The sequence below is a fragment of the Streptomonospora litoralis genome, from assembly GCF_004323735.1.
Lineage (GTDB): Bacteria > Actinomycetota > Actinomycetes > Streptosporangiales > Streptosporangiaceae > Streptomonospora > Streptomonospora litoralis.
Map to the genome: position 1 here is coordinate 3,628,748 of NZ_CP036455.1, position 25,725 is coordinate 3,654,472.

Sequence of the window (25,725 nt, forward strand, 5' to 3'; positions counted from 1 at the left end):
GCTGCGGTCGGCGCAAGGGCGCCACCAGTGTGCCCTACCAGGTGCCGCTACCTGGATGCCGCACTCCTGCGACGTGGCGAGAGCAAAATCTCGTTTCCCGCGGAGCCCGGAGCCCCCCGCGCGGCCCCGGCCCGGCCGCCGACCCGGGCGCGCCGGTCAGCGGCCGGGGGCGGGCTCGGTGTCGTCGGGCTCGGGGGCGTCGGGCGGTTGGGGGCCCAGGCGCAGGTGTTCGATGTGGTACAGGGCCTGGTCCAGCAGGCCGGCCACGTGGTCGTCGTAGAGGGAGTAGACCACCGAGCGGCCCTGGCGGGTGCCGGCGACCAGGCCGAGGTTGCGCAGCAGCCGGAGCTGGTGGGAGCAGGCGGACTGCTCCAGGCCGACCTCGGCGGCCAGGGCGGTGGCCGGGAGCGGACCCTCGCGCAGCCGGGCCAGGATCAGCAGCCGCGACGGCGTCGCCAGTGCCTGCAGCGTCGTGGCCACCTGCTCGGCGTCGGCCGCATCAAGGCGGGTACGGACGGCGGGCTGCGCCGCGGCGGTGACTCGATGACCCATGGGGCCTATGCTACCGACCCGCAGATGAACGCATGAATCATTGTTCATCCTTTCCTGTAAGCTGGCCGGGTCCGTGCGCCTTCCCGACAGCAAGGACCCGCCGTGCCGCTTCTGACCACCCGTCCGCCCGCCGGGGGCGGACGCACCGCCGCCCCGCGGCGCCGCACCCGGCTGCTCGCGCTGCCCGAAGCCCGCTGGGCCGCCGCCGCGCTCGCGCTGTTCCTGACCGCCCTGCCGCTGGACCTGCTCGGCGCACCCGCCTGGACGTGGGGCCCGCTCTACGCACTGGCCTACGCATCCGGCGGCTGGGAACCCGCACTGGAAGGGCTCAAGGCGCTGCGGGAGAAGCGCCTGGACGTCGACCTGCTCATGGTCGCCGCCGCCCTCGGCGCCGCCGCGATCGGCCAGGTCCTCGACGGCGCGCTGCTCATCGTCATCTTCGCCACCTCCGGCGCACTGGAGGCGATCGCCACCGCCCGCACCGCGGACTCCGTGCGCGGCCTGCTCGACCTCGCACCCCAGCGCGCCGTGCGCCTGGCCGCCGACGGCGCCGAGGAGCCGGTCGCAGCGGCCGAGCTGCGCATCGGCGACACCGTGCTCGTCCGCCCGGGCGAGCGGGTCGGCGCCGACGGCCGCGTCACCGACGGGGCGAGCGAGGTCGACCAGGCCGCGGTCACCGGCGAGCCGCTGCCCGCGGTCAAAGAGATCGGCGACACCGTCTTCGCCGGCACCCTCAACGGCACCGGGCACCTGCGCGTGGCCGTGGAACGCGATCCCGCCGACACCGTGATCGCCCGCATCGCGGCCATGGTGGACGACGCCTCCCGGACCAAGGCCGCCACCCAGCTGTTCATCGAACGCGTGGAGCAGCGCTACTCGGTGGGCATGGTCGCCGCCACGCTCGCCCTGTTCACCGTGCCGCTGCTGTGGGGCGCAGCGCTGGAGCCCACCCTGCTGCGGGCGATGACGTTCATGATCGTGGCCTCGCCGTGCGCGCTGGTGCTGGCCACCATGCCGCCGATGCTCGCGGCGATCGCCAACGCCGGGCGCCACGGGGTCCTGGTCAAGTCCGCCCGCGCCCTGGAGCGGCTCGCCCGCAGCGACCGGGCGGCGCTGGACAAGACCGGGACGCTCACCGAAGGCGCTCCCCGGGTGAGCGACATCCTGCCGCTGACCGACGACTTCGCCGCCGAGGAGGTGCTGGCGCTCGCGGCCGCCGCCGAGCACCCCAGCGAGCACCCGCTGGCCCGCGCCGTGGTCGCCGCCGCCCGCGAGCGCGGTGTCGCCGTCGAGACGGCCGCGGACTTCTCCGCGGCCGTGGGCCGCGGCGTGCGCGCCGTGGTCGCGGGCCGCGACGTCGCCGTGGGCGCGCCGCAGCGCCTGGTGGACGACGCGGCACCCGGCGCCGCGCGGGCACGGTCCGGGGCCGCGGCGCTGGAGGACACCGGCAAAACCGCGGTGGTCGTGCTCGCCGACGGGCGGCCGGTGGGCCTGCTCGGCGTCGCCGACCGCATGCGTCCCGGTGCCGCCGACGCCGTCGCCCGGCTGCGCGCTCTGACCGGCACCGAACCGGTGCTGCTGACCGGGGACAACCCGCGCGCCGCCGAACTGGTGGCCGCCCAGGCGGGCATCGGCGAGGCACGCTCCGGGCTGCTGCCCGAGGACAAGGTCGCCGCGGTGCACGGTTTCGAGGAAGCCGGACACCGCGTGCTGATGGTGGGCGACGGGATCAACGACGCGCCCGCCCTGGCCGCCGCGCACACCTCGATCGCCATGGGCCGCGCCGGCTCCGACCTCGCTCTGGAGACCGCCGACGCCGTCGTGGTCGGCGACGACCTGGCCGCCGTGCCCACCGCCCTGTCGCTGGCCCGCCGCGCCCGCCGGCTGGTCGCCCAGAACCTGGTGATCGCGGCGGTGTTCATCGCCGGACTGGTCGCCTGGGACCTGGCGGGCACCCTGCCGCTGCCGCTGGCCGTGGCCGGCCACGAGGGCTCCACCGTGCTGGTCGCGCTCAACGGCCTGCGCCTGCTGGGCGAAGGGGCCTGGCGCCGGGCACAGGCCGACGAGTAGTACTCCGTGCCTCGCGTCGCCGGCGGCTGCGGGTAGTACCGGTTCCGGTCATCTGGGTGCGGGTTTCGGTTATGGGGGCAGTGGTTCCGGTCAGTGGCGGTGCGGCGGGGCGGTGGGCGGCGGGGACGGCCCCACAGACAGACTCGGCGCGGCTTGTCCCGTCTATCGTGAACTTATGGTCGCCGGGAAGCGCATTCCGGGGCCATAAGTTCACGATCACCGCCGGATGAACCGGCAAGCGGGCCGAGCCCCGCTGCCACCGTCGCCGCCGCCTTTCCGTTCAGGACACGGTGCACCCGCCCCGCGTCAGGAGGGCGAGGAGGCGGGCGAAGGCGTCGGACTCCGGGCCGGGTCCTCGGCGGGGGCCGCCGCGGGGTCGTCGGCGGGTGACGCGTCCGGGGCGGCGGACTCGGCAGCGTTCAGTTCGGCGGCGGCCTGGCGGCTGAAGCCGAAGAAGTAGGTCAGCACGAAGCCCGCGGCGTAGCCGACCAGCAGGCCGATCCCGTAGACCAGGATCGCGGCGCCGATGCCCTGATTGCCCTGGACGAGCGGGAAGAGCGCCCACCCCGAGGGGCCGATCGCGGTGGAGCCCGCGCTCACCCCCAACTGGTTGGCCAGGCCGAGGAAGCTGCCCCCGACCGCGCCCCCGGCGCAGGCGGTCAGGAACGGGCGGCCCAGCGGCAGCGTCACTCCGTAGATCAGCGGCTCCCCCACGCCGAGCACGCCGGCGGGCAGCGCCGAGCGGATGGTGGCGCGGATGCCCTCGTTGTTCTTCAGGCGCAGGTAGATCGCCGCCGCCGCGCCGACCTGCCCCGCACCGGCCATCGCCAGCACCGGCAGAAGCACCGTGTAGCCGTCCACGTCGATCAGGGTCGTGTGGATCGGGATGAGGGCCTGGTGCAGCCCCAGCATCACCAGGGGCAGGAACAGTCCGCCCAGCAGCAGCCCGGCCAGCGCTCCCGCCTGCCCCAGCAGCCAGTTCGCCGCCACACCGATGGCCGCGGACACCTCGCCCGCCACGAACATCAGCCCGTACACCGTGACGAGCCCCGAGACCAGCACCGCGACGGTGGGGGTGATGAGGATGTCCAGCGTCTCGGGCACCCACCGGCGGGTCCAGCGCTCCACATAGGCGCACAGCACCGCCGCCCCGAGGGCGCCGAGGACGCCGCCCTGGCCGGGTTCGAGCGCGACCCCGAACGCCCGGATGTCGGCCACCCCGCTGAACGGGATGATCGCGGCGACCGCGCCGCCCAGGATCGGGGTGCCGCCGAACTCCTTGGCGGCGTTCATCCCCACGAACACCATGATCAGCGACATGAAGCCCACGGCGATCGCGTTCAGCGCCGGCAGCAGGGGGGTCAGCCAGCCGAGGTTGGTGAACACGCCGGTGACCCCGGCCAGGATGCCGCAGGCGATCAGCGCGGGGATCAGCGGCACGAAGATGTTGGCGATGCGCCGCAGGAGGAGCTTGAACGGGGTCGCGTTGCGCCGCTTGTTCTCCGCGCGGATCGCCGCGCCCTTGGCGGCGAGCGCTTCGGCGTCGACGGCCGCGCCCTGGGCCGACCCCGCCGAATCCGCCTGCGAAGAGGCGTCCGCGCCGTCGCCGGAGGGGGTCTGGGATTCGACGAGCCGGGAGAACTCCGCGGCGACCTTGGAGACGGCGGCCGGGCCCAGCACGATCTGGAAGGTCTCGTCCTCGACGACGCCCATCACTTTCGGGTGGTCGCGGATCTCCTGCTCGCGGACCTGTGCGCGATCGGCCACGCCGATCCGCAGCCGGCTGATGCAGTTGGTGACGGAGGTGACGTTGTCCTCGCCGCCGACCAGCGCGAGCAGGTCCCGTGCGGTTGCCGCGTGGCCGGTGGCACCCGAGTCGCTCATTAGCAGCTTCCTTCCGAGCTCGGGGGTTGGGGGGTGCGGGGGAACTCAGTCCCCGGGTGCGGCCGATTCGACCGCCTCGCGGAGTCGGCCGCCGCAGGCGCGGAGGAGGCGCCGGGCCTCCTCCGCGTCGACGCGGCCGAGAACGGTGAGGATGGCGGTCTTGACGTCGCCGCCGCTCGCGGACAGGGCTGCGCCCACCTCGTCGTCGGCGGCCCCGGTGGCCATCTCCACGATCCGGTGCGAGCGTGCGCGCAGCTTGTCGTTGGTGCTGCGCAGGTCCACCATCAGGTTTCCGTAGGTCTTGCCCAGGCGGATCATGGCGACGGTGGACAGTGTGTTGAGGACCAGTTTCTGTGCGGTGCCGGCCTTGAGGCGGGTGGAGCCGACGATCAGCTCGGGGCCGGTGTCGACCTCGACCGCGTGGTCGGCGGCCGCACCCAGCGGCGAGCCGGGGTTGGAGGAGACGGCGACCGTCAGCGCGCCGCGTTCGGCGGCGTGGCGGAGGGCGGCGACGGAGTAGGGGGTCCGGCCCGAGGCGGAGATGCCCACCACGGTGTCGTCACCGGTGAGGTCCAGGGCGTCCAGGTCGGCTGCGGCGGCCCGGGGATCGTCCTCGGCACCCTCGACGGCGTCGCGGACGGCGGTCGGACCGCCGGCGATCAGCCCGATCACCTGCTCGGGGTCGGTGTTGAAGGTCGGCGGGCACTCCGAGGCGTCCAGCACGCCCATCCGGCCGGCGGTGCCGGCGCCGGCGTAGACGAGCCGGCCGCCGCGGGCCATGCGGGCGGCGATGGCGTCCGCGGCGGCGGCGATGACCGCGGCGGCGGCGCCGACCGCGGGGGCCACGGTCGCGTCTTCGGCGTTCATGGCGCGCACGATGGCCTCGGTGTCCATGCGGTCGATGCCGCTGAGGTCCGTGCGGCGCGCTTCGGTCGCCAACCCGGTGAGATCGGCCCGCAGGTCGTGGACCGGGCTGTCGGCGCCGCTGGTGTGCGTAGTGGCCATGAGGAGGCGCGATCCCTTCGACGTGGGCATCCATCTGCCGTGCTCGCTTAGCCCCGTAAATTTCTACCATGCACTCCACATGTCAAGTAAAAAACTTTCTTTCGAGGGCACAGCGGTGCCGTCACGACCGCTTCGCGGGTGGTGGTGCAGCGTTGCAGGGGCGAATCCCCCGCCGCTCGGCGGCAAGCCGGCATCGGCGCTTCGCGCCCGCGGCCCCATCGCCGCAGCCTGCTGTGGCGGCGGTGTTGCGCGCGGTTCGGCGAGGTGCCTCGGGCGGAGCCGGGCGCCTTCGGCGTATCCGCTGGTACTCCCGAACGAACCCCGTGGGGCCCGGGCGGCGGTATATCCCAGGCTCAGGCCGAGTCGCGCAGGACGAGCTCGGTGGGCAGGATGACGTGGCGGCTGCCGTGCGGACCGGCCGGGGTCAGGACCAGCTCGACCATGGCGGTGGCCTGCTCGACGACCGGGTGCCTGACGGTGGTCAGCGGCGGATCGGTGAAGGTCGCGGCCTCGATGTCGTCGAACCCCACCACCGCCACGTCGTCGGGCACGCGGCGGCCCGCCTTGCGCAGGGTCTGCAGCGCGCCGACGGCCATCAGGTCGTTGGCGGCGAAGACGGCGTCGAGGCCGGGATCGTCCTCCAGCAGATGGCGCATCGCCGTCGCGCCGGAGGCCCGGGTAAAGTCCCCGACCGCGACAATCGACCGGCGGTCCGACGACCGCAGTGCGTCGCGATAGCCGGTGAGGCGGTCCTGCCCGGCGGTCATGTCCTGCGGTCCGGCGATGGTGGCGATGCGCCGGCGGCCGGTTCCGAGCAGGTGCCGCACGGCCTGCTCCGCTCCCCCGACGTTGTCGTTGTCGGCGTAGGGCAGATCCACGGCGACGGCCGGCCGGCCGTAGGACACCACCGGCACTCCCATACGCGCGATGGCGCCCGGCAGCGGGTCGGCGCCGTGCATGGACACGAACATGACCCCGTCCACGTGCCCCCCGGCGACGTAGCTCTCCACCTTCGCCTGCGCCTGCGGAGAGCCCGCCAGCATGAGCACCACCTGCTTACCGGACACCTCCAGCTCGCTGCTCACGGTGCGGATGACCAGGGAGAACAGCGGATCGTCGGAGAACACGCGGGTGGGCGGTTCGGAGACGACCAGCGCGATCGAGTCGGTCTGGCGGGTGACCAGGCTGCGCGCCGCCGAGTTCGGCACGTACCCCAGCTCCTCGACGGCACGCAGGACCGCGTCGCGGATCCCGGGGTCGACGGTGGTCCGCCCGTTCACGACACGGGAGGCGGTCGCGCGCGACACCCTCGCCCGTGCGGCGACCGCCTCCAATGTGGGACGCCTGCTCTCCACTACCGACCCTTTCCGCCATGCAGCCCTTCGCACCCTGAGAAAGCGCTCTCTGACGCACTCCGCACTCCGCGGCCGCGCAGCCCGCCCACACGCCCGCCGAGCGCCGCACACCCTTGCCCCGGCACGGGAGACCGAACGACCACAGCGCGTCGCGGGTGAATGACAATCAAGCACCCTCTCCGTCTTGTGCGGCCATGTTATCTGTGTCATGTTCGTAAAGCGAGAGAGCGCTTTCTCGTTGCTGCACGGAGCTCCACCCGTGTCCGTCCCCGGGGCCCACCCATGCCCCGGGGCGGCACGCACAGCGACTGACCGGCCACATCCCCCACGCATGGAAACGAGGTCAGGATGGAGAGCCATCGATCCCCCAGGCGCAGACGTCCGAGCAGCCTGCTCGCGGCGCTCGGCGCGCTCCTCCTCCCCGTGGCGACGGTGACCGCGGTGACCGCGCCCGCCGCCCACGCCGACGTCCCTCCCGCTCCCGAGGGCTGGAACCACGTCTGGAGCGACGACTTCGACGGCCCGGCGGGCTCCCTGCCCGACTCGGAGAACTGGATCGTCGACACCGGCACCTCCTACCCCGGCGGCCCCGCCAACTGGGGCACCGGCGAGGTGCAGACCTACACCGACAACCCCGAGAACCTGGCCCTGGACGGCCAGGGCAACCTGCGCATCACTCCCCGCCGCGACGCGTCGGGGCAGTGGACCTCGGCGCGCATCGAGACGCGCCGGTCCGACTTCAAACCCGCCGACGGCGAGACCCTGCGCATCGAGGGCCGCCTGCAGGTGCCCGACGTCAGCGGAGAGGCCGCGCTCGGCTACTGGCCGGCGTTCTGGGCGCTCGGCTCGCCCTACCGCGGCGAGTACTGGAACTGGCCCGGCGTGGGCGAGTTCGACATCATGGAGAACGTCAACGGGATCAACCGGGTCTGGGGCGTGCTCCACTGCGGGGTCTCCCCCGGCGGCCCGTGCAACGAGACCGAGGGGCTCGGCGCCAGCAGGGTCTGCCCCGGCTCCAGCTGCCAGTCCGCGTTCCACACCTACCGGTTCGAGTGGGACCGCAGCGGCTCCTCCAGCCAGTTGCGGTGGTACGTCGACGGTCAGCAGTACCACAGCGTCGACGAAAGCCAGATCGGCGCCTCCGCGTGGAGCGACATGACCAGCCACGCCGGCTACTTCATCCTGCTCAACGTGGCCATGGGCGGCGCCTTCCCCGACGGTGTCCAGGGCAGCGCCACACCCACCGCCGCCACACAACCCGGCTACCCCATGGTCGTCGACTACGTCTCGGTCTGGGAGACCGGCTCGGGCGGCGGCGGAACGCCCACCGACCCGCCCGGCGACGGCGGCGACGACGGCGGCGGCGTGGACGCCCGCTCCACCATCCAGGGCGAGGACTACCAGGCGCAGACCGGCACCGCGCTGGAAACCACCTCCGACACCGGAGGCGGGCAGAACGTCGCCCAAATCGGCGACGGCGACCGGCTGCGCTTCGACGACGTCGAGTTCGGCACCACGGCCGCCGGGCAGTTCAAGGCCCGCGTGGCCTCGGGTGCGGCGGCCGGAGTGAGCGGCCTGGTCGAGGTCAGACTCGACAGCGCCACCGCAGCGCCGGTCGCGAGCTTCGCCGTGGCCGACACCGGAGGATGGCAGAGCTGGCGCACGGTTCCGGCGAACATGAGCGCGGTGACCGGAACCCACGACGTCTACATCACCTTCTCCAGCGGCCAGCCGGCCGATTTCGTCAACCTGAACTGGTTCACGTTCTCCTCGAACTGATCCGGACGCAGTAATCGGGGCGGCCGGCGCATTCGTGCACGACGCGGTGCGCCGGCCGCCTTCGCACGACATCTACGGCTCCGCCCGCCCGGTGAACGTGGCACCGGCTGCTGCGCGGTGCGGCCTCCCGCAGCCGCACGGCCGCGCGACGTTTGAGGGCGCCCTGCGCCGGTAGCGCCAAGGCAAGGAACAGCTGTTCGAGGGGGCTTGCCATGCTGATCCGTTCCGCCGTGGAAGGCGCGGTGGCCGGCGCGCTGGCGACCGGGGCGATGACGGCGGCGTTCGAAGCCGGTCGCCGCCGCGGGGCGCACCACGGCCATCCGCCGAAGCACATCGTCCGAGCGCTGCTGTCCGGCGGCGGCTCCCACCGGCCGCGCTCAGGCGAGGACATCGCCGCCGGAACGGCGCATCTGGGCTTCGGAACCACCATGGGAGCGCTGTTCGGCGCCGTCACCGGGACCCGCAGGCCGCCGCGCAGCCTCGGAGCCGCCTATGCCTTGGCCATCATGGCCGCCGGTTACCAAAGCGGGGCGCCCCGCATCGGCGCGCTGCCGCCGCTGAGCCGCGACCACCCCGGACGCACCGCGAGCCTCGTCGGCGCGCACGTCCTCTACGGCTGGACGCTCGCCTCGTCGCTGCGCCGCGCCCGCCGGTAGGCGCCCCAGCCCTGTTCGCGAATCGTCGGAACGAAGCGCCCGGCGTAGCCCCGAGGTACGAGGGGTCCTCCGCTACCCGGGGGTGACGCGTGCGGCGCGTGCCGCGGCCTAGCGTCGGCACCGACACGGTTTCTCGATCGAACGGGGTTGATCGGTCCCATGCCGGTACAGCGCACCGCTCTGCTGTCCGAACTCGCGCAGGGCGTCGGAGCGGCGTTCGGCCTGCTGGTGTCCGGGCTGCTCCTCGCGGCTTATGTGGCCCTCGTCGCGGGGGCGCTCGTCAGCGTCCTGGCATCCGGGCTCGGCGGCGGCATGAAATTCGTGTGGGCCGTCTTCATTTTCTGCGCGCCGATCCTCGGACCGCTCTGCTGGTTCCTCATCGGCCGCAAGCACGTGTCGGCCCAGGTGAGCTGACGCCGCCGCGCCACCCGCCCTCGGGTGACGCCCCGCCCGTGCGGCTCGCCTACCCGGACGGGCGAACGCCGGCCTGATAGAAAGCTGAGTGTTCTTTAGGCCGCGGTTAATTCCTGGGAGTACCCTGAGAGTCATGTCAACGCTGCGCCGACGAATCCTTGACGTACTTCCCAAGGTCAAAGTCCATGTGCGCGACCTCGAACCGGGGACTGCGCTGCTCTCGCGCCGCGGCGACCACCGGGTGACTCCCGTAGGCCCGAAGTCCTGGCTGGTCAGCCGCAGCAAGGACAGCCTCGCCAAGGCGATGTCCCGAACACTCGGCGGCGACGCCGCCGCCCGGGAATGGCGCCCCGTCCCGCTCGGCCCCGGAGCCCGCCTGCTGGTCGACGACGACCAGCCCGGCGGCGACGAATGGCACATGCACAAGGCCGCGCAGGACTACCTCGCCGAGCGGCATGTGGCCGCGTTGCTCCGGCATTACCGGGTGAACTGCGTCTTCGACGTGGGCGCAAACGTGGGGCAATACGCACGCCGGCTGCGCAAGCACGGCTACACCGGGCGGATCGTCTCCTTCGAGCCGGTTGGGGCGATCGCGGAGAAACTGCGCGAGGCGGCCGCCGACGATCCGGACTGGTGGGTCTATCCCAACGCGCTGGGCCGCGAGGAGCGTGTCGACAACATCAACGTGGTGCAGGGCTCGATGAGTTCGCTGCTGGGGCCGACCGAGTTCGGCAACCAGCGCTACAAGCGGTTCCGCAACACCTCGGAGGAGGAGATCGTCGTCCGCCGATTGGACGCGCTGATGGACGAGGCGCTGAAGGGCATCGACGACCCCCGGCCCTACTTGAAGCTCGACACCCAGGGCTACGACCTCGAAGCCTTCGGGGGCGCGGGTAAGCGGTCCGCGGACTTCGTGGGCCTGCAGTCGGAGGTCGCCCTGATGCAGATCTACGAGGGAATGCCGCGCATGCACGAGGCGATCGCCGCATACGAGGCCGACGGTTTCGAGATCACGGGCATGTTCCCGGTGACACGCGAGGAGGCCACCGGCCGCGTGTTGGAATTCGACTGCGTCATGGTGCGCGCCGACGCCCTCGGCGAGTAGTCGTCGGCGGTTCCGCTGCGGCTGCCGAGGCCGAGATCCAGCGCGGTCTCCTCGGCGAAGCGCCGCCGCGCGCGGATGAGCGGTGTCGTCTCCTCCGGTACGGCCAGGGCGATCCGGGTGTGGCCGCGCTCGGCCGGGCACCGGATCCGCAGGGCGGCGTGCGCGAGGCGCCGCCGGGCGCTGGTCCGGCGGCCCCCGACCGACGCCCCGCACGCGCCCCCCGCGGCTCACATGATGGAGACGCCGCTGTCGACACTGATGACCTGGCCGGTCATGCAGTCCTGGGACAGCAGGAGCCCCATGGTCTCGGCGACCTCCTCGGGTTCGACGAAGCGCGGCACGGGCGCCTTGTCGCGGATGTCGGAGACGACTCGCTCCGACAGGCCCTCGGTCATCGTGGTGGGCATGAACCCGGGCGACAGGGCGTTGACGGTCACCCCCCGCCGCCCGCACTCCGCCGCCAGCGTCCGGGTCAGACCGATCAGCCCCGCCTTGGACGACGCGTAGGCGGTCTGGCCCGCGGTGGCGACGAGGGCGGAGGGCGAGACGATGTTGACCACCCGTCCCCACCGGTTCCGCAGCATGGCGGGCACGGCGGCGCGCGCCGTGTGGAAGGGGCCCACCAGGTTGGTCTGGATGACCTGCGCCCAGTCCTGCGGCGACTGCATCGCCATCGCGGCGTCCTTGCGGACCGCGCCGTTGTTGACGAGGACGTCCACCGGGCCGAGTTCGCCGGTGATGCGCTCCATGAACGCGGTGACCGCCTCGTAGGACCCCACGTCGCCGGTGACCAGGACCGAGTCGTTGCGCAGCTCGCCCTGCAGCTTGCGCGCGGCCTCCTCTGACGAGTTGTAGTGCACGGCGACACGGCACCCGAGCCGGTCCAGCTCCGCGGCCAGCGCCTTCCCGAGTCCTCCCGATGCGCCGGTGACCAGGGCCACCGGGCTCTCGGGACGCACTCCTGCGGGCTTGTCCTTACTGCTCATACTCACTCCACGATCGGTTGGACGCGGATGGCGGAACGGGCGCCGGCGCCGGACGGCCGCCGCGGCGGTGCCCCGGCCCTATGCCGGGGCACCGCGGTTCGGCGGCGGGCCCGCTCGGGGCGCTCGGTCACCGGCCGCCCCACTCCAGGAGCACGGACCCCCACGTCATGCCGGCGCCGAATCCGGCGAGGAGCACCAGCTGCCCCTCGCGGATGCGTCCGGCGTCCAGGGCCTCCGCGAGGGCGAGGGGGACCGACGCCGATGCGGTGTTGCCGTAGCGGTCCAGATTGGACACCAACCGCTCCGGCGGCAGCCCGGTGTGCTGCAGGACCGAGTTGATGATCCGGATGTTGGCCTGGTGCGGGATGACGTGGTCGACGTCGGCCGGTTCGACCTTGGCCGATTCCAGGGTCTGGCGCACGGTCTCGACGGTGTAGCGCACCGCGTTCAGATAGATCTCGTTGCCGTTGATCCGCGCGTAGTGCAGCCCTTCGCGCACGGTCTCCGCCGTCGTGGGCAGCCGGCTGCCGCCGGCGAGGACCTTCAGACTGGAGCTGCACGAGCCGTCGGCGCCGAGGTTCCATCCCCGGACCACGTGGTCGGGCCGGGGGGTCAGCACCAGTGCGCCGGCCCCGTCGCCCACCAGGATGCCCAGGTCCCGGTCGTCGGGCCGGACCGTGAGCGTATGGGTGTCGGACCCGATCAGCAGGACGGGGCGCGGGTCCAGGGCCATCAGGGCCATGGCCGACACCACACCGTAGACGAAACCGGCGCACTCGGCGTTGAGGTCGTGGGCGCTACCGGCGATACCGAGCTCGTGGTGGACGAAGGCCGACGTCGCCGGGGACGGCTGCTCGGGGGTGGCGGTGGCGACCATCAGGTGGGCGATGTCGGCACCGTCCAGGCCCGCCTTGGCCAGCGCGTCGCGGCCGGCCTCGACGGCCAGCGACGCGGTGGTCTGCCCGGGCTCGACGGCGCGCCGTTCGCGGATGCCGCAGCGGCTGACGATCCAGTCCTCGTCGACGCCGAAACGCTGCGCCAGCTCGGCGTTGGAGACGACCCGCTCCGGCAGGGCCGTGCCCCAGCCGGCGATGCCGAATCCGCTCACCGCATCGGCCGTCATCCCTGCTCCGGGACGAGCCGCTGGATGCGCTCGTGGACGGTGCGCAGGGTCGTCGTGTCGTCCATGTCGGCGAACAGGGACTCGTCGGCCGGAATGTGCGGGTAGTCGTTCTGGAACCCGTACAGCCACTCCATCAGGTCGAGCGAGTCGACGTCCTCGATGTGCTGCAGCGGGTGGTCCGGGTCGACGGCCTTGGCTCCCGAAACTGCGGTGAGCTGACTCGCGAGTTCGTCGATCGTGGGCATGGACATCAGCGGTCGTCTCCTTACGCGGCTGCGTCGTTTCGCCAGTCATGGAACAGCCCGGCGCGCAATCCGCGCGCAACAAGCCCGCATACGCCGCCGCCGGCCGATCGGGACTCGCCCGCGGCAGCGCGCCGGGCCTTCGCACCGCGGCCCCGGCCGCCGGAACGCGCGTCCTTGCGTTGCGCGGACGCGTCTTGCACATCTCTTGCGGGCGTCCCGCTTGGCTCTCCCGCGGGGATCCATGCACCGCCCGCCGGAACAGGAAACGAGGTAGCCAACCGATGACGACGGCTTCGGCGGAGGAAACCGCCAGTCGGGTCAACCCCGACGTCGACGCGATCAGACACCACTACGAGGTGGGCAACGACTTCTACCGGCTCCTGCTGGGCCCGACGATGATGTACTCGGGCGGCTACTGGGAGCCCGGCGAGGGCTTGCGCGAGGCCCTGGACCGCGCCCAGGAGCGCAAGCTCGACGCCTTCGCCGACCTCGCCGGGGCATCCGGCGCCAAGCGGGTGCTGGACATCGGCTGCGGGTGGGGCACCCTGCTCGACCGGCTGACGACGGTCCACGGCGTGGGCCGCGGGGTGGGGCTGACGCTCAGCCGGACCCAGCAGGAGTTCGTGCACGGGCTCGGCAACGAGCGGATCGAGGCCCGCGTCGAGAGCTGGGAGGAGCACGAGGCCGAGGAGCCCTACGACGCCGCGTTCTCCCTCAACTCGCTGGAGCACTTCGTCCACTCCAGCCTGCCGCCGCGGGAGCGGACGAAGCGGTACCGCGCCTTCTTCGGCCGCGTCCACAAGGCGCTGCGCCCCGGCGCCGGGTTCGTACTGCACACCATGACGGCCGAGGCGCTGCCGATGAACCGCGCCCTGCTGGACGACCTGAAATTCCTGCAGCGCTCGGAATTCGAAGGCTGCCACATTCCGCACCTGCACGAGATATCGCTGGGCATGGAAGGGCTTTTCGACGTCGTCGAGATCCGCAACGAGCGCGAGTCGTTCGCCAAGGCCTGCCGCGCGTGGCTGGAGCTGCTCGCGCAGCGCAGGGACGAGGCCGTGGCCCTGGAGGGCGAGGACGTGGTGGCGCGGTTCGAGCGCTATCTGGACATCTTCGCCTACACGCTGGAAGACCGTTTTTTCAACAATTTCCGTATCACCGTCGAGCGCCGTTCCTAAAAGGGGCTGTGATGACAACCGCGTCGCACGACATCCGACTCGACGAGCCCGAGATCCGCGAATCGCACCGGGAGTCCGCGACGGGCGGGCCGGGCCGGCACCTGCGGGTGGCGGTCGTCGGAAGCGGCTTCTCCGGGCTCGGTACGGCCATCCGGCTGCTCCAGGAGGGCATCACGGACTTCCTGGTCTTCGAGCGCGACCACGAGGTGGGCGGCACCTGGCGGGACAACACCTATCCGGGCTGCCAGTGCGACGTCATGTCGCACCTGTACTCGTTCTCCTTCGCGCGCAATCCGGGCTGGAAGAGCACCTACGGCCGCCAGGAGGAGCTGTTCGCCTACCTGCGCGACTGCGCCGACCGGTTCGGCGCGCGCCCGCACATCCGCTTCGGCCACGAAGTGCTCGACGCCCGCTGGGACGAGGACGTCCGGCGGTGGCGGATCGAGACCTCGCAGGGCGAGTACACGGCTGGGGTCCTGGTCACCGGAGCCGGATACCTGAGCGAGCCCGCCGTTCCCGACGTACCCGGACTGGCCGGCTTCGAGGGGCCGGTGTTCCACTCGTCGCGCTGGGACCACGACTTCGACCTGGACGGCAAGCGCGTCGCCGTGATCGGCACCGGCGCCTCGGCGATCCAGTTCGTGCCCAAGATCCAGCCGCAGGTGGGCCGCCTGGACCTCTACCAGCGCACCCCGCCCTGGATCGGGCCGAAGAACGACAAGCCCACCGGGGCGGTGCAGTCCTGGATGCTGCACAACGTCCCCGGCTACCAGCGGTTCCGCCGCAACTTCAACATGTGGGGGCGCGAGTTCCTCGCGTTCGTGATGTCCCGGCCCAAGATGGCCGCCCGCATGCAGAGCATGGCCAGCAACCACCTGGACAAGAGCGTGCCCGACCCCGAGCTGCGCGCCCGGCTGCGGCCCGACTACGTCATGGCCTGCAAGCGGCTGCTGTTCTCCAACACCTACTATCCCGCCGTCCAGCAGGACAACGTCGAGCTGATCACCGACGGCATCGACCACGTGCGCCCGGGCTCTATCGTGACGGCCGACGGGCGCGAGCGCGAGATCGACGCCATCATCCTGGGCACCGGCTTCCGGGCCACCGACCAGCCGATCACCGAGCGCGTCCACGGCCGCGGCGGCGAGCAGCTGCGCGAGGTGTGGCGGCGGGAGGGGATCTCCGCGCACCGCGGCACGACGGTCCCCGGTTTTCCGAACCTGTTCATGATGCTGGGCCCCAACACCACCCTGGGCCATTCCTCGCAGGTGGTGATGATCGAGGCGCAGATCAAGTACCTGCTGAGCGCGCTGAAGCACATGGCCCGAACCGGCGTGGACAGCGTCGAAGTCCGCCCCGAAGCCCACCGGGCGTGGAACGAGCGGCTCGCCGCCTCGCTGGACGGCACGGTGTGGAACGCCGGCAACTGCCGGAGCTGGTACCTCGACGAGCACGGCCGCAACCCCTCCATCTGGCCCACCTACACCTGGCGCTTCCGCCGAGCCACGAAGCGCTTCGACCCGGGCGAGTACTCGCTCGCCCGCACCGCCGGCTCCGGCCTCCCCCACGTACGACCGAGCCTGATCCAGGAGTGAACGATCCGATGACTGTCGAACTCTCACGCCGCAACGTATTGACCGGGATGGCCCTCACCGCGGTCGGCTGGAGTGTCTCCAGCCAGTCGTGGGCCGTCGCCGACACCCGCGGATCCGATGTGGTTCCGCTGCCCGAGCTCGACGGCCGCGTGGAGACCTCGGCCTCCGCCACCTCGGGCTTCGGGCACGACTTCGGGCGCATGATCACCGGCGATCCCTGGGGCGTGCTGCGCCCCGGCTCTGTGCGCGACATCCAGAAGATCGTGCGCTACGCCCGCAAGAACGAGCTGAAGGTGGCCGTCAACGGCCGGTCCGGCACCGGCGACGACCTCGAATCGCACTCCAGCTACGGCCAGGCCCTGGTCCCCGGCGGCATCGCGATCGACGCGCGCGGCCTCTCGAAGATTCTGGACGTCGACTCCGAGCGCGCCGTGGTCGAGGCCGGCGTCACCTGGGCGCAGCTGACCGACGCGGCACTCGAAAAGGGACTCACCCCGCCCGCCCTCACCGACTACCTGCACCTGTCGGTGGGCGGCACCCTCAGCGTCGGCGGCATCGGCGGAACCGTCCGCGAGCACGGCCTGCAGGTCGACACGGTGGAGTCCGTCGACGTCGTCACCGGCGAGGGCCGGCTGGAGCACGCCTCACCGTGGCGCAACGCCGACCTGTTCTACGCCGTCCTCGCCGGCGGCGGCCAGTGCGGCATCATCGTCCGCGCAACGGTGAAGATGCAGCGGGCACCGGAGCGGGCGCTGATGTGCAGCCTGTTCTACACCGACCGCGACACCTGGATGGCCGACAGCGAGCGGATCATGCGCACCCGCCGCTTCGACGCCCAGGCCGGGGAAATGCTGCTCAACCCCGAAGGCACCGGCTGGATGTACAAGATCGAGGGCGTCGCCTTCCACAAGGAGGGAAAGGCCCCCGACACCGACCGGCTGCTGCGCGGACTGCGCGACGACCGCGGCTCCGCCGACATCCAGAAGATGTCCTACCGCGACTACGCGTTCCGCCTCGACCCCTACGAGGCCTACCTCAAGGACGCCGGGTACTGGAAGGCCGCCAAGCCCTGGCTGAGCCTGTTCCTTCCGGCCTCGAAGACCGACCGGTTCCTGCGCGAGGCGGAGCGGGAGCTGGACGCCGCCGACATCGGCGCCGGCTTCCTGCTCGTCTATCCGTACAAGACCCGCAAGATCACCCGGCCGCTGGCGGTGCAGCCCGACGAGCGGGAGGGCTACCTGTTCGACCTGCTGCGGTTCCCCGCGCCGGACGGCTCCGACATCGAGGGCATGCTCCGCCAGAACCGCCGGCTGCACGACACGGCCGTGCGGATGGGCGCCAAACGCTACCTCGTGGGCGCGATCCCGGACATGAGCCGCCGGGACTGGCGCGAGCACTTCGGCCACCACTACTGGTGGTTCCGGTTCGCCAAGCGCCGGCACGACCCCGACAACGTCCTCACTCCCGGCCAGGGGTTCTTCGGCTGACTCCGGCCGCGACCCGGCAGAGACCGCTACCCGCAGGGGATCGTCCATGAAGAACTACGACCGCATCGACGAGGCGGTGATCGAGGCGCCTCCCGCAGCCGTGTGGGAGGCGCTGATCTCCGAGTTCCGCGGCGCCGCCCGGTGGTGGGTGCCGCACAACACCTATGCCCTGCTTTCCGGCTCGCCCGACGAGGTGGGCGGCGAGGTCGAGGTCACCGTGCACACGCGCGGCGCCGACCGCGGCGGGCTCAAGTTGAGGTTCGTCTCGCGGACCCGCTCGGTGGAGCCCGACCGCATGCTGGCGGTGGAGTACGTCTCCGGGGTGTTCCGCGGACCGAGCGAGTTCTGGCTGACTCCCCTCGACGACGGTGCTCGCACGCGCCTGGCGATGCACTTCCGGGGGCGGCCGCACGGCTGGCTGCGGCTGCTCTCCGGCGTCGCACCGCTCGACCGCGAGCACTCGGCCGGCACGCAGGCGGCCTTCGCCGAACTCGCGCGGCGGCTGGCCGGCGCGCACGGCTCGGAGACCGGAAAGGAGAGCGTCTGATGTCGGATACGACCACCGAACCGGCCGCCGCCGCGACCGCGGCAGGAGAGGGCACGGTCGTCGCCGACGACGGCGCGCGGTTGGCCGTCACCGTCCTGGAGCCGGTCCCGGCCCACAGCCCCTTCTCCTCCGCCGCCGCGGGCCTGCCCACGGCGGTGCTGGCCCACGGCTGGGGCGCCGGCCGCCGCGTCTGGGGCACGGTCGCCGACCGCCTCATCCGCGGCGGCCACCGCGTCGTGCTATACGACCAGCGGGGGCACGGCGGCTCCGGAACGGGTACGGAGCCGATCGCCGTCGACCGGCTCGGCAGGGACCTGGCCGCGGTCCTGGAGGCCGTCGGCGCCGAGCGGGCGGTCGTCGTCGGACACTCCGGCGGCGGCTTCGCCGCGCTGGCCCACACCTCGGGCGGCTCGGAGTCCGCGAAGCGGCGCGTGGGCGGACTCGTCCTGGTGAGCACGGCCGCCCACGACCAGGACACGCCCGAGGGCGAGGTCCGCATGATGGGCAGCCCGCTATTCTCCCGGGCGCTGGCCCGTCCGGCGCTGGGGCGGAGGCTGCTCGCCCAGACCATGGGCAAGGGCGCGGACCCGCGCCTGCTGGAGGTCCACCGCCAGATGTTCGCCGCGACACCCGCGCAGGTGCGTGCCTCCTGCTTCCGGTGCTCGCGCGGCATGGACCTGCGCGAGCCGCTCGCGTCGGTCGCGGTTCCGGCTGTGGTGCTGGCCGGGGCCCAGGACCGCACGATCGCGCCGCGGCTCGGCGCGGCGGTCGCCGAGGCGCTGCCCGAGGCGCGGTTCGCGGAGTCGGCCGGCATCGGCCACATGCTGCCGCTGGAGGCGCCCTCGGCCGTGGTGGAGGCTGTCTCGGAGGTGGCCGCGGCGGTGGACGGCGGACGCCTACGGGCCTACCGGTGATCGAGGACCTGCTCACGGCGGACTGCGCGGTCGCCGAGGCGTTCGACGACTCCGCCGCTGTAGCGCTGTTTCCGCAGGAGGCGGCGCTGATGGAGGGGCGGGTGGCGCGGCGGCGCCGGCAGTTCGCGACCGGGCGGTCGTGCGCCCGCCGCGCACTCGGCCGCCTGGGCGTGCCGCCCGCCCCTCTGCTTCCGGGGCCGGGCGGCGCGCCCGTGTGGCCGCAGGGCGTGGTCGGCAGCATCACGCACTGCGACGGCTACCTGGCCGCCGCCGTGGCCCCCGCCCGCGCGGTGGCGGCGGTGGGCATCGACGCGGAGCCCGCCCTGCCCCTGCCGGAGGGGGTCCTCTCCCTGGTGGCCGGGCCCGAGGAGCAGGAGGCGCTGTCGGCCTTCGGTACCGAGGGAGCCGCGGCCTGCCGCGACCGGCTGCTGTTCAGCGCGAAGGAGGCGGTCTACAAGGCGTGGTACCCGCGGGCCCGGCGGTGGTCGGCGCTGCGGGAGATCCGCGTCGTGCTCGACCCCGGCGGCACGTTCACGGCCCGGCCGCCGGCCCGCGGTCCGGCGGGCGCTGCGCAGCACGACTACAGCGGCCGCTGGCTGGTGCGGTCGGGGCTGCTGCTGGCCGCGGTGCTGGAGCCGGCGCCGGCCGGGCACCCGTCCCGGCTGTTTCGGCTCAGCTCTTGAGCAGCACCGCCCGCGGCGCCTCGCCACGCGGCCGCGGGGGCGCGGCCTGGCCGCGGGTGCGGTACTCCTGCGGGCTCATGCCGTGCTCGCGCTTGAACGCCGCGCTCAACGCGAACGCGCTGCTGTAGCCGACGCGCCGGGACACGGCGTCGACGGTGGCGTCGGGCTCGTGCAGCAGGTCGGCCGCCAGGGTCAGGCGCCAGCTTGTGAGGTAGGCCATGGGCGGCTGCCCCACGAGGGAGGTGAACCGGCGCGCGAAGCCGGCCCGGGAGGCACCGACCTTGGCGGCCAGCGCCGCCACCGTCCAGGCGTGCGCGGGGTTCTCGTGGACCAGCCGCAGTGCCGGGCCGACGACGGGGTCGCCTTGGGCCCGATACCAGGCGGGGGCGCTGTCGCCGTCCGTTGCCAGCCAGTTGCGCAGCACGCTGACCAGCAGCAGGTCCAGCAGCCGGTCCAGCACGAGCTGCTGGCCGAGTTTCTCGCGGTGGATCTCGGCGGCGAGCAGCGACACCAGGGTGGCGTCGCCGGCGTCGGCCTCCTGCACGAGCAGTTCGGGCATCGTGGTCAGCAGCCGCCGCCCGATCTCGCTGGGCGCCTGGTAGGTGCCGCTCAACATCACCGAGGCGCCGTCGTGGAGGCCGTCGCCCCACGTGCGGATGCCGAGGGACATGTACTCGGTGACGTCCTCCCCCGCCGACGTGGTGCAGCGCTGCTCGGGGCCGACGGTGACCTGCGCCGGGGTGGCGAGGGAGTCGGCCAGCGTGTAGGGCCGCGGACCGCGGACGGCGGCCACGTCTCCCGGGTGCAGCGGGGTCGGGGTGCCGTGCTCGGGGATGATCCAGGCGTCGCCGCGCACCATGGTCACGACCGAGACGGGAGCCCGGTCCTCCACGCGCAGCGACCACGGCGGTGTGAACATCGAGCGGAGCAGGAACGCCCCGCGTGCCTTCGGACTCTCCAACAGAGCGGTGAGCGCGTCCATGGTTGGATTCTAGGCGGCCGCCGTGAATTTTCCACCCCGGCCAGGACAAGGAAACAGCAAGTACGAGATTCTTTCACGTTCGGCGCGTCCGCTGTGTTCCGGCCCCGCCCCGCACCAACCGAAGCCGGGGCGCGGCCGCATGCCCGCGGGCCGCCTGCGCGGACGCCGCACCGGTGCGGCGTCCGCGCAGGGGCCGTGGGCCGGAAGCCGGATATGAATATCTCCTAAACACGGACGGGACTTTTTCAATGGAACTTGCGCAGTTGTCGCTGGCGGCGGCGACGGTGGCGACCGGAATGGTCGCGGGGCTCTTCTTCGTCTTCTCGTGCGCGGTGATGCCCGCTCTGCGCCGCACCTCGGATCAGGTGTTCGTCGAGGTCATGCAGCGCATCAACGCCGCGATCCTGAACGGCTGGTTCCTGCTCGTGTTCCTGGGCGCCCCGCTCGCCACGGCTCTCACCGCGGTGCTGGCGCTGTCGGGCCGAAACGAGCGGCTGCTGTCCCCGGTGACGGCGGCCCTCGCGCTCTACCTGGCGATGATCGTCGTCACGCGGGCGTTCAACATCCGGATGAACAACGAACTGGCCCGCGCGGGCGACTCCGGCCGCGGCGCGGCGGCCGCACGGCGCCGGTTCGAGGGGCCGTGGAACCGGTGGAACCACGTCCGCACCCTGCTGTCGACGGCGTCCGCGTGCTGCCTGGTCTGGGCGCTGGCCACGGGTGCGGGGGCGGCCGCTGCGGGGTGACACGGCGATCGTAGACGCTCGAATATGCGGGCGAGCTTCGCGGCTATGGTTCGCCCGCTCCCGCCGGGATTGACTGGGAGCATGACGACACAGGAGAACACCCAGTCCAAGCCCACGCTGGTGACCGGCGGCACCGGCAAGACCGGCCGCAGGGTCGCCGAGCGCCTCACGCAGCGCGGCCTGCCCGTACGCATCGGCTCCCGCTCCGCCCAGCCGCCCTTCTCCTGGGAGGACCCCGGCACCTGGGAGGCCGCTCTGGAAGGCGTCGGCGGCGTCTACATCTGCTTCCAGCCCGACCTGGCGTTCCCGGGTGCCGCCGAGACCGTGGGCCGCTTCGCCCGCCTGGCGGTCTCCAAGGGCGCGCGGCGCCTGGTGGTGCTCTCGGGGCGCGGCGAAGAAGGCGCCGAGGCCGCGGAGAAGCAGGTGCAGGAGGCCGGCGCCGAGTGGACCGTGGTCCGCTGCAGCTGGTTCAACCAGAACTTCAATGAGAGCTTCTTCCTGGACCCGGTCCTGGCCGGCGAACTGGCGCTGCCCACGGGCGACGCCGTCGAGCCGTTCGTGGACGCCGAGGACATCGCCGACGTGTCCGCCGCCGCGCTGAGCGAGCCGGGCCACGCCGGCCAGGTCTACGAGCTGTCCGGCCCGCGCCTGCTGAGCTTCGGCGACGTCGCCCGGGAGCTCTCCACCGCCACCGGCCGCGACATCCGGTACGTGCCCGTCACCGGCGACGAGTTCCGCGCCATCCTGCGGGAGAACGGCCTGCCGGAAGAGTTCGCCGACCTGTTCGAGCTGGTCTCCGACGGCCGCAACGCCCACCTCGTCGACGGCGTCGAGCGGGCGCTGGGCCGCAAGCCGCGGGACTTCCGCGAGTTCGCCGCCGAAGCCGCGGCCACCGGGGTGTGGAACCCCTGATCCGTCCGCTGCGGCGGACACGGACGACGGGGCGCCACACCGAAAGGGCGCCCCGCGGGCCCAAGACGACAGGGGGAGGCGGATGAGGACCGAAACAGGCGCCGGCCGGCCTGAGGCGCTCGGAATCGGGACGCAGGCGAGCCCGGGGGGCGCGACCGCCGGAGCCGTCCTCGCGGGGGCCGCGGTAGGGACGGGGCTCATGGCGGGCCTGTTCTTCGCGTTCGACGTGGGGGTCATGCCGGGGCTGGCCAAGACGGGCGACCTGGTGTTCGTGACCGTCATGCAGCGCATCAACGCGGAGATCGAGAACGGCCTGTTCGGGCTGGTGTTCCTCGGCGCCTTCCTCGCGACCGGGGTGGCGGCCGCGCTGCAGCACCGGCTCGGCCGCCACCGCGCCGCTTTGCGGGTGTGGGGAGCCCTCGCGTGCTACGCCGGGATGCTGGCGATCACCGCGGGGGTCAACATCCCGCTGAACCAGGCCCTGGCACGTGCGGGCGACCCTGCCGAGATCCCCGACCTGCATGCGGTGCGGACCGCGTTCGAGGGGCCGTGGCGCCTGGCGAACGCGGCGCGGACCGCCGCCTGCACGGCCGCTCTGGGACTGCTCGCCCGCGCCTTGATCCTGCACCGGCGATCGGCCCGGCCCGCGCGTCGGTGACGGTGCGCAAGGGCGGCGCGTGGAACAGGCCCTCCGGCATCCGGCGGGGAGGCGAGGCGCTTCCTCACCGGGTGTCGGAGGGCCGCGAACCGTAGTGCCGCTGTCGGCGGAGGCGGCCGGACCCGGCCCCGCGGACGGTCAGGCCGCCTCGAACGCCGCGGGAGCGGCGGTTGAGGGGGCGGACCGTCTGCCGCACGGAAGGCGGGATCAGACGTTTTGCGGACGAGGGACGTGCGAGGCGGAGTGGCCGGGACCGCGGCCGGGGTCCCAGTCGTGCCCCGAGTCCTCCGGCGAGCGGAGCAGGTCGATGTACATCCGCTGGACCTCCGGCGCCGGGTCGACGCCGAGCTGCTCGGCGAGGAGCTCGCGGAGTTCGTGGTAGGCGCCGAGCGCCTCGGCGCGGTTGCCGGCCGAGGCCAGCGCGGCGATCCGGCAGCGGTGCGCGCTCTCCCGGAACGGCGCGTGGCGGATCGCCGTGTTGGCGTAGCGCAGGGCGCGGTACCGGTCGCTCAGGGCGGACGAGGCGAGGCTCGCGATCTCCAGAGCGGCCAATCTCAGCGCGTCGACCCGCTCGCGCACGCCGATCACCCAGTCGCCGTCGTGGGCCGCGAGGAACGCCCCCTCCAGGCAGGAGGCCGCCCGCTCGGCGAGCCGGCACGCCGCGCGGTGGTCGCTGCGGGCGAACGCCTCGGCCGCCTCGGTCACCGCCGACTCCGCGTGCTCCAGGTCGACGCGGACCTCGGCGGGCAGCCGCAGGAAATAGCGGCCGCCCTGGGAGACGAGCGAACCCACGGCCCCGGAGGGTGCGGTATCGGCGAGGAAGCCGCGCACCCGGCTGACGATGCTGCGCAGGGCCGAGGGCCAGGTGTTGGGCAGCCCTTCCGGCCATATCGTGTCGGCGAGCTGTTCACGATTGGTTCCCTGGGCGCGCTCCATAACCAATCGCGCAAACGCGACCTGCGCCTGCGGACTCGTCAGGCTCCGGGCCCTTCGGTTGGAACATTCGATTGTGACGAGTCCGGTGAGGTTGATCCGCAAGTCGTCCGTACTCATGGCTACCCCCAATGTAGAGCCTGCCTTCACGCTCGCTCGACAAGTGAAAAGCGTGATGTTTGTCGGGCCGCGTGTCAAGCGAGGAGGCACCCCTAAAACGAGACTGTGAAATGCTCGACCGAATCGCGCCCGCACTCGGCCGCGCGATTCCTGTGTTGATCATGAATATCTTCCATCGATTACTCTTCGGAATTCTTCATTGACGCTCGGTTCCGACCGGAAGAATGCCCCCGGCCCGGCTTCCTGCGGAGACGGCCGGATGCGGCGGGCTCCCCGCCGGCGGCCCCGCGTCCGGCGGGGGGCAGAGCGCCCGCGGCGCTCCCGTCGACCAGCGCGGGCCGACCCGCCTTGCGCAGCCCACCCGGCGGGCACCCCGACTCCTCGCTTCCATATTCCATACGGAATTTCGTCACCTCATTCTCATGTTGCGCCCGTGTTGCGGGAACAGGGTAAGAAGCCGCTGTCGCCCTGCTGTTGCGCCCGACTTGCGTGCGGTTCAGTAGAAATATTCCGCGTCGGAGCACCGCCGCCCGCACCGGCGGCGGCATCGGCCCGCTAATGAAGGAGACGCGTGTGACACCGCCATCGGCCTGGGGCGTGCTAGCAGAAAGATTGGCCGCCACGCAGCGGCGCGTTCGGTCACTGGAATCCGAGCCGGACCGGCGCAACAGTTTCCTGCCCTACACAGTCGAACGCGATTCGGCCTATGCCGAATTCGAGGGCTCGCGGCTGCTGATGATGTCCGGTTACAGCTACCTGGGCCTGGCGGGCGACGAACGGGTGGTCGCGGCCGCGAAGTCGGCGGTGGACACCTACGGCACCGGCAACCACGGCGTCCGCGCGCTGGCCGGCACCATCCCGCTGCACGAGGAGCTGGAAGCGGAGATCGCCCGCTTCGCCGGGCGCGAGGCCGCGATCGCGTTCGGCTCCGGCTACGCCGCCAACGTCGGCACGGTGGGCGGCCTGGTCGGGGCCGGCGACACCGTGTTCATCGACAAGTACGACCACGCCAGCATCGTCGACGGCTGCCGGCTGAGCGGGGCCGAGGTGACCCGGTTCCGCCACAACGACGTCGAGCACCTGGGGCGGCGGCTGGCCGCCTCCCGCACCCGCGGCCTGCGGCTGGTCATCGTGGACAGCGTCTACTCCATGGACGGCGACATCGCGCCCCTTCCGCAGCTGCGGCGGGTCTGCGACGAGCACGACGCGCTGCTGATGGTCGACGAGGCCCACGCCCTGGGGGTCATCGGCGCATCGGGCGGCGGCATCGAGGACCACTTCGGCGGCGAGGTCCGGGTCGACGTGAAGCTGGGGACGCTGTCCAAGGCGATCCCGTCGATGGGCGGCTGGGTGGCGGGCGACCAGGCGCTGATCGGCCACCTGCGGTACGCGGCGCGGCCCTTCCTGTTCTCCGCCGCGCTGGCTCCGGCACAGGCTGCTGCCGCGCTGGAGTCCCTGCGCATCCTGCGCGCCGAGCCGGAACGGGTCGCCCACACCCAGCACGAGTCCGCGCGGCTGCGCGATCTGCTCTCCGCGGCGGGTCTGCGCACCGCGGCGAGTGAGACGGCGGTGATCCCGCTGATCGCGGGCGGCGACGAGACCGCCTACGACTTCGCGACCGCCTGCCGCCACGAGGGCGTCATCGCCCTGCCGGTGGTCACCCCGGCCGTGCCCAACGACCTGGCCCGGCTGCGGATCGCGGTCACCGCGCGGCACAGCAAGGCCGACATCGACTTCGCCGCGGAAGCCTTCCTCAAGGCCGCGCGCACCTCGGCCGTACTGCCGTCCTGAAGACA

Annotated in this window: 24 protein-coding genes; 15 read left to right on the forward strand and 9 right to left on the reverse strand. The window is 72.4% G+C overall.

Annotated features, from left to right (window positions below; translation table 11 throughout):
* Positions 1–156: 156 nt before the first annotated feature.
* Positions 157–552, reverse strand: a complete 396-nt coding sequence (locus tag EKD16_RS15235; RefSeq protein WP_131098996.1) for an ArsR/SmtB family transcription factor — start codon at positions 550–552, stop codon at positions 157–159.
* A 102-nt stretch (positions 553–654) separates the two neighbouring features.
* Between EKD16_RS15235 and EKD16_RS15240 the strand changes: the two genes are divergently transcribed.
* Positions 655–2,622 carry a heavy metal translocating P-type ATPase gene (locus EKD16_RS15240; protein ID WP_131098997.1) on the forward strand — a complete coding sequence of 656 codons (1,968 nt, stop codon included), beginning with the start codon at positions 655–657 and terminating at the stop codon, positions 2,620–2,622.
* A gap of 306 nt (positions 2,623–2,928) precedes the next feature.
* Here the strand turns inward: EKD16_RS15240 and EKD16_RS15245 are convergent, their stop codons facing one another.
* From EKD16_RS15245 to EKD16_RS15255, 3 genes are all read right to left on the reverse strand, one after another.
* A complete protein-coding gene (locus EKD16_RS15245; protein ID WP_131098998.1) occupies positions 2,929–4,506 on the reverse strand; it encodes a PTS transporter subunit EIIC in 1,578 nt (525 codons plus the stop codon).
* Positions 4,507–4,551: 45 nt separating this feature from the next.
* Entirely contained in the window at positions 4,552–5,511 is a 960-nt protein-coding gene (gene murQ / locus EKD16_RS15250; RefSeq protein WP_131098999.1) for an N-acetylmuramic acid 6-phosphate etherase, read from the reverse strand.
* A gap of 353 nt (positions 5,512–5,864) precedes the next feature.
* A complete protein-coding gene (locus EKD16_RS15255) occupies positions 5,865–6,866 on the reverse strand; it encodes a LacI family DNA-binding transcriptional regulator (RefSeq protein ID WP_131099000.1) in 1,002 nt (333 codons plus the stop codon).
* Between the two features lie 348 nt (positions 6,867–7,214).
* Between EKD16_RS15255 and EKD16_RS15260 the strand changes: the two genes are divergently transcribed.
* From EKD16_RS15260 to EKD16_RS15275, 4 genes are all read left to right on the forward strand, one after another.
* On the forward strand, positions 7,215–8,645 hold the full coding sequence (locus tag EKD16_RS15260) for a glycoside hydrolase family 16 protein (protein ID WP_131099001.1): 1,431 nt from the start codon (positions 7,215–7,217) through the stop codon (positions 8,643–8,645).
* 212 nt (positions 8,646–8,857) lie between these two features.
* The gene (locus EKD16_RS15265; RefSeq protein ID WP_131099002.1) at positions 8,858–9,301 is read left to right on the forward strand and encodes a hypothetical protein; all 444 of its coding nucleotides are present in this window, start codon (positions 8,858–8,860) and stop codon (positions 9,299–9,301) included.
* A 159-nt stretch (positions 9,302–9,460) separates the two neighbouring features.
* Positions 9,461–9,715 carry a PLD nuclease N-terminal domain-containing protein gene (locus tag EKD16_RS15270; RefSeq protein ID WP_131099003.1) on the forward strand — a complete coding sequence of 85 codons (255 nt, stop codon included), beginning with the start codon at positions 9,461–9,463 and terminating at the stop codon, positions 9,713–9,715.
* Between the two features lie 133 nt (positions 9,716–9,848).
* Positions 9,849–10,820, forward strand: a complete 972-nt coding sequence (locus EKD16_RS15275; RefSeq protein WP_131099004.1) for an FkbM family methyltransferase — start codon at positions 9,849–9,851, stop codon at positions 10,818–10,820.
* A 227-nt stretch (positions 10,821–11,047) separates the two neighbouring features.
* Here EKD16_RS15275 and EKD16_RS15280 read toward each other — a convergent pair whose 3' ends face one another.
* From EKD16_RS15280 to EKD16_RS15290, 3 genes are all read right to left on the reverse strand, one after another.
* Entirely contained in the window at positions 11,048–11,806 is a 759-nt protein-coding gene (locus EKD16_RS15280) for an SDR family oxidoreductase (RefSeq protein WP_131099005.1), read from the reverse strand.
* A 127-nt stretch (positions 11,807–11,933) separates the two neighbouring features.
* A complete protein-coding gene (locus tag EKD16_RS15285; protein ID WP_207391310.1) occupies positions 11,934–12,929 on the reverse strand; it encodes a 3-oxoacyl-ACP synthase III family protein in 996 nt (331 codons plus the stop codon).
* Positions 12,926–13,180 carry a hypothetical protein gene (locus tag EKD16_RS15290; protein ID WP_131099006.1) on the reverse strand — a complete coding sequence of 85 codons (255 nt, stop codon included), beginning with the start codon at positions 13,178–13,180 and terminating at the stop codon, positions 12,926–12,928. The genes EKD16_RS15285 and EKD16_RS15290 overlap by 4 nt, the downstream gene beginning before the upstream one ends.
* 275 nt (positions 13,181–13,455) lie before the next feature.
* Between EKD16_RS15290 and EKD16_RS15295 the strand changes: the two genes are divergently transcribed.
* Genes EKD16_RS15295 through EKD16_RS15320 form a run of 6 tightly spaced genes read left to right on the forward strand, consistent with a single transcriptional unit; the run spans position 13,456 to position 19,578 of the window.
* Positions 13,456–14,352, forward strand: coding sequence for a class I SAM-dependent methyltransferase (locus tag EKD16_RS15295; RefSeq protein ID WP_131099007.1), 897 nt, complete (start codon positions 13,456–13,458; stop codon positions 14,350–14,352).
* Between the two features lie 11 nt (positions 14,353–14,363).
* Positions 14,364–15,947, forward strand: a complete 1,584-nt coding sequence (locus tag EKD16_RS15300) for a flavin-containing monooxygenase (protein ID WP_131099008.1) — start codon at positions 14,364–14,366, stop codon at positions 15,945–15,947.
* An 8-nt stretch (positions 15,948–15,955) separates the two neighbouring features.
* Positions 15,956–17,434, forward strand: a complete 1,479-nt coding sequence (locus EKD16_RS15305) for an FAD-binding protein (protein WP_131099009.1) — start codon at positions 15,956–15,958, stop codon at positions 17,432–17,434.
* 46 nt (positions 17,435–17,480) lie between these two features.
* On the forward strand, positions 17,481–17,981 hold the full coding sequence (locus EKD16_RS15310) for an SRPBCC family protein (RefSeq protein ID WP_131099010.1): 501 nt from the start codon (positions 17,481–17,483) through the stop codon (positions 17,979–17,981).
* Positions 17,981–18,895 (forward strand): alpha/beta fold hydrolase, encoded by a 915-nt coding sequence (locus tag EKD16_RS15315; protein WP_131099011.1) that lies wholly within the window; start codon positions 17,981–17,983, stop codon positions 18,893–18,895. Before EKD16_RS15310 ends, EKD16_RS15315 begins: the two co-directional genes overlap by 1 nt.
* On the forward strand, positions 18,892–19,578 hold the full coding sequence (locus EKD16_RS15320; RefSeq protein WP_131099012.1) for a 4'-phosphopantetheinyl transferase family protein: 687 nt from the start codon (positions 18,892–18,894) through the stop codon (positions 19,576–19,578). The genes EKD16_RS15315 and EKD16_RS15320 overlap by 4 nt, the downstream gene beginning before the upstream one ends.
* Here EKD16_RS15320 and EKD16_RS15325 read toward each other — a convergent pair.
* Positions 19,568–20,560, reverse strand: a complete 993-nt coding sequence (locus EKD16_RS15325) for an AraC family transcriptional regulator (RefSeq protein ID WP_131099013.1) — start codon at positions 20,558–20,560, stop codon at positions 19,568–19,570. The genes EKD16_RS15320 and EKD16_RS15325 overlap by 11 nt on opposite strands.
* 248 nt (positions 20,561–20,808) lie before the next feature.
* On the opposite strand from EKD16_RS15325, the gene EKD16_RS15330 reads away from it, so the two are divergent.
* The 3 genes from EKD16_RS15330 (at position 20,809) to EKD16_RS15340 (ending at position 22,876) form a co-directional block, all read left to right on the forward strand.
* Positions 20,809–21,306, forward strand: a complete 498-nt coding sequence (locus EKD16_RS15330; protein ID WP_131099014.1) for an anthrone oxygenase family protein — start codon at positions 20,809–20,811, stop codon at positions 21,304–21,306.
* An 81-nt stretch (positions 21,307–21,387) separates the two neighbouring features.
* Positions 21,388–22,218, forward strand: coding sequence for an NmrA family NAD(P)-binding protein (locus EKD16_RS15335; protein ID WP_207391311.1), 831 nt, complete (start codon positions 21,388–21,390; stop codon positions 22,216–22,218).
* Between the two features lie 82 nt (positions 22,219–22,300).
* Positions 22,301–22,876: an anthrone oxygenase family protein gene (locus EKD16_RS15340; RefSeq protein WP_131099015.1), complete on the forward strand. Its 576-nt coding sequence runs from the start codon at positions 22,301–22,303 to the stop codon at positions 22,874–22,876.
* A gap of 207 nt (positions 22,877–23,083) precedes the next feature.
* Here EKD16_RS15340 and EKD16_RS15345 read toward each other — a convergent pair whose 3' ends face one another.
* Positions 23,084–23,929 (reverse strand): AfsR/SARP family transcriptional regulator, encoded by an 846-nt coding sequence (locus EKD16_RS15345; RefSeq protein WP_131099016.1) that lies wholly within the window; start codon positions 23,927–23,929, stop codon positions 23,084–23,086.
* A 573-nt stretch (positions 23,930–24,502) separates the two neighbouring features.
* Between EKD16_RS15345 and EKD16_RS15350 the strand changes: the two genes are divergently transcribed.
* Positions 24,503–25,720, forward strand: a complete 1,218-nt coding sequence (locus EKD16_RS15350; RefSeq protein WP_242676986.1) for an aminotransferase class I/II-fold pyridoxal phosphate-dependent enzyme — start codon at positions 24,503–24,505, stop codon at positions 25,718–25,720.
* Positions 25,721–25,725: the final 5 nt, after the last annotated feature.

Excerpts from the sequence above, each read along its gene's own strand:
- EKD16_RS15235 (WP_131098996.1), bottom strand. The coding sequence starts at position 552 with ATGGGTCATCGAGTCACCGCCGCGGCGCAGCCCGCCGTCCGTACCCGC.
- EKD16_RS15245 (WP_131098998.1), bottom strand. The coding sequence starts at position 4,506 with ATGAGCGACTCGGGTGCCACCGGCCACGCGGCAACCGCACGGGACCTG.
- murQ (WP_131098999.1), bottom strand. The coding sequence starts at position 5,511 with ATGGCCACTACGCACACCAGCGGCGCCGACAGCCCGGTCCACGACCTG.
- EKD16_RS15260 (WP_131099001.1), top strand. The coding sequence starts at position 7,215 with ATGGAGAGCCATCGATCCCCCAGGCGCAGACGTCCGAGCAGCCTGCTC.
- EKD16_RS15265 (WP_131099002.1), top strand. The coding sequence starts at position 8,858 with ATGCTGATCCGTTCCGCCGTGGAAGGCGCGGTGGCCGGCGCGCTGGCG.
- EKD16_RS15270 (WP_131099003.1), top strand. The coding sequence starts at position 9,461 with ATGCCGGTACAGCGCACCGCTCTGCTGTCCGAACTCGCGCAGGGCGTC.
- EKD16_RS15275 (WP_131099004.1), top strand. The coding sequence starts at position 9,849 with ATGTCAACGCTGCGCCGACGAATCCTTGACGTACTTCCCAAGGTCAAA.
- EKD16_RS15280 (WP_131099005.1), bottom strand. The coding sequence starts at position 11,806 with ATGAGCAGTAAGGACAAGCCCGCAGGAGTGCGTCCCGAGAGCCCGGTG.
- EKD16_RS15285 (WP_207391310.1), bottom strand. The coding sequence starts at position 12,929 with ATGACGGCCGATGCGGTGAGCGGATTCGGCATCGCCGGCTGGGGCACG.
- EKD16_RS15290 (WP_131099006.1), bottom strand. The coding sequence starts at position 13,180 with ATGTCCATGCCCACGATCGACGAACTCGCGAGTCAGCTCACCGCAGTT.
- EKD16_RS15295 (WP_131099007.1), top strand. The coding sequence starts at position 13,456 with ATGACGACGGCTTCGGCGGAGGAAACCGCCAGTCGGGTCAACCCCGAC.
- EKD16_RS15300 (WP_131099008.1), top strand. The coding sequence starts at position 14,364 with ATGACAACCGCGTCGCACGACATCCGACTCGACGAGCCCGAGATCCGC.
- EKD16_RS15305 (WP_131099009.1), top strand. The coding sequence starts at position 15,956 with ATGACTGTCGAACTCTCACGCCGCAACGTATTGACCGGGATGGCCCTC.
- EKD16_RS15310 (WP_131099010.1), top strand. The coding sequence starts at position 17,481 with ATGAAGAACTACGACCGCATCGACGAGGCGGTGATCGAGGCGCCTCCC.
- EKD16_RS15315 (WP_131099011.1), top strand. The coding sequence starts at position 17,981 with ATGTCGGATACGACCACCGAACCGGCCGCCGCCGCGACCGCGGCAGGA.
- EKD16_RS15325 (WP_131099013.1), bottom strand. The coding sequence starts at position 20,560 with ATGGACGCGCTCACCGCTCTGTTGGAGAGTCCGAAGGCACGCGGGGCG.
- EKD16_RS15330 (WP_131099014.1), top strand. The coding sequence starts at position 20,809 with ATGGAACTTGCGCAGTTGTCGCTGGCGGCGGCGACGGTGGCGACCGGA.
- EKD16_RS15335 (WP_207391311.1), top strand. The coding sequence starts at position 21,388 with ATGACGACACAGGAGAACACCCAGTCCAAGCCCACGCTGGTGACCGGC.
- EKD16_RS15340 (WP_131099015.1), top strand. The coding sequence starts at position 22,301 with ATGAGGACCGAAACAGGCGCCGGCCGGCCTGAGGCGCTCGGAATCGGG.
- EKD16_RS15345 (WP_131099016.1), bottom strand. The coding sequence starts at position 23,929 with ATGAGTACGGACGACTTGCGGATCAACCTCACCGGACTCGTCACAATC.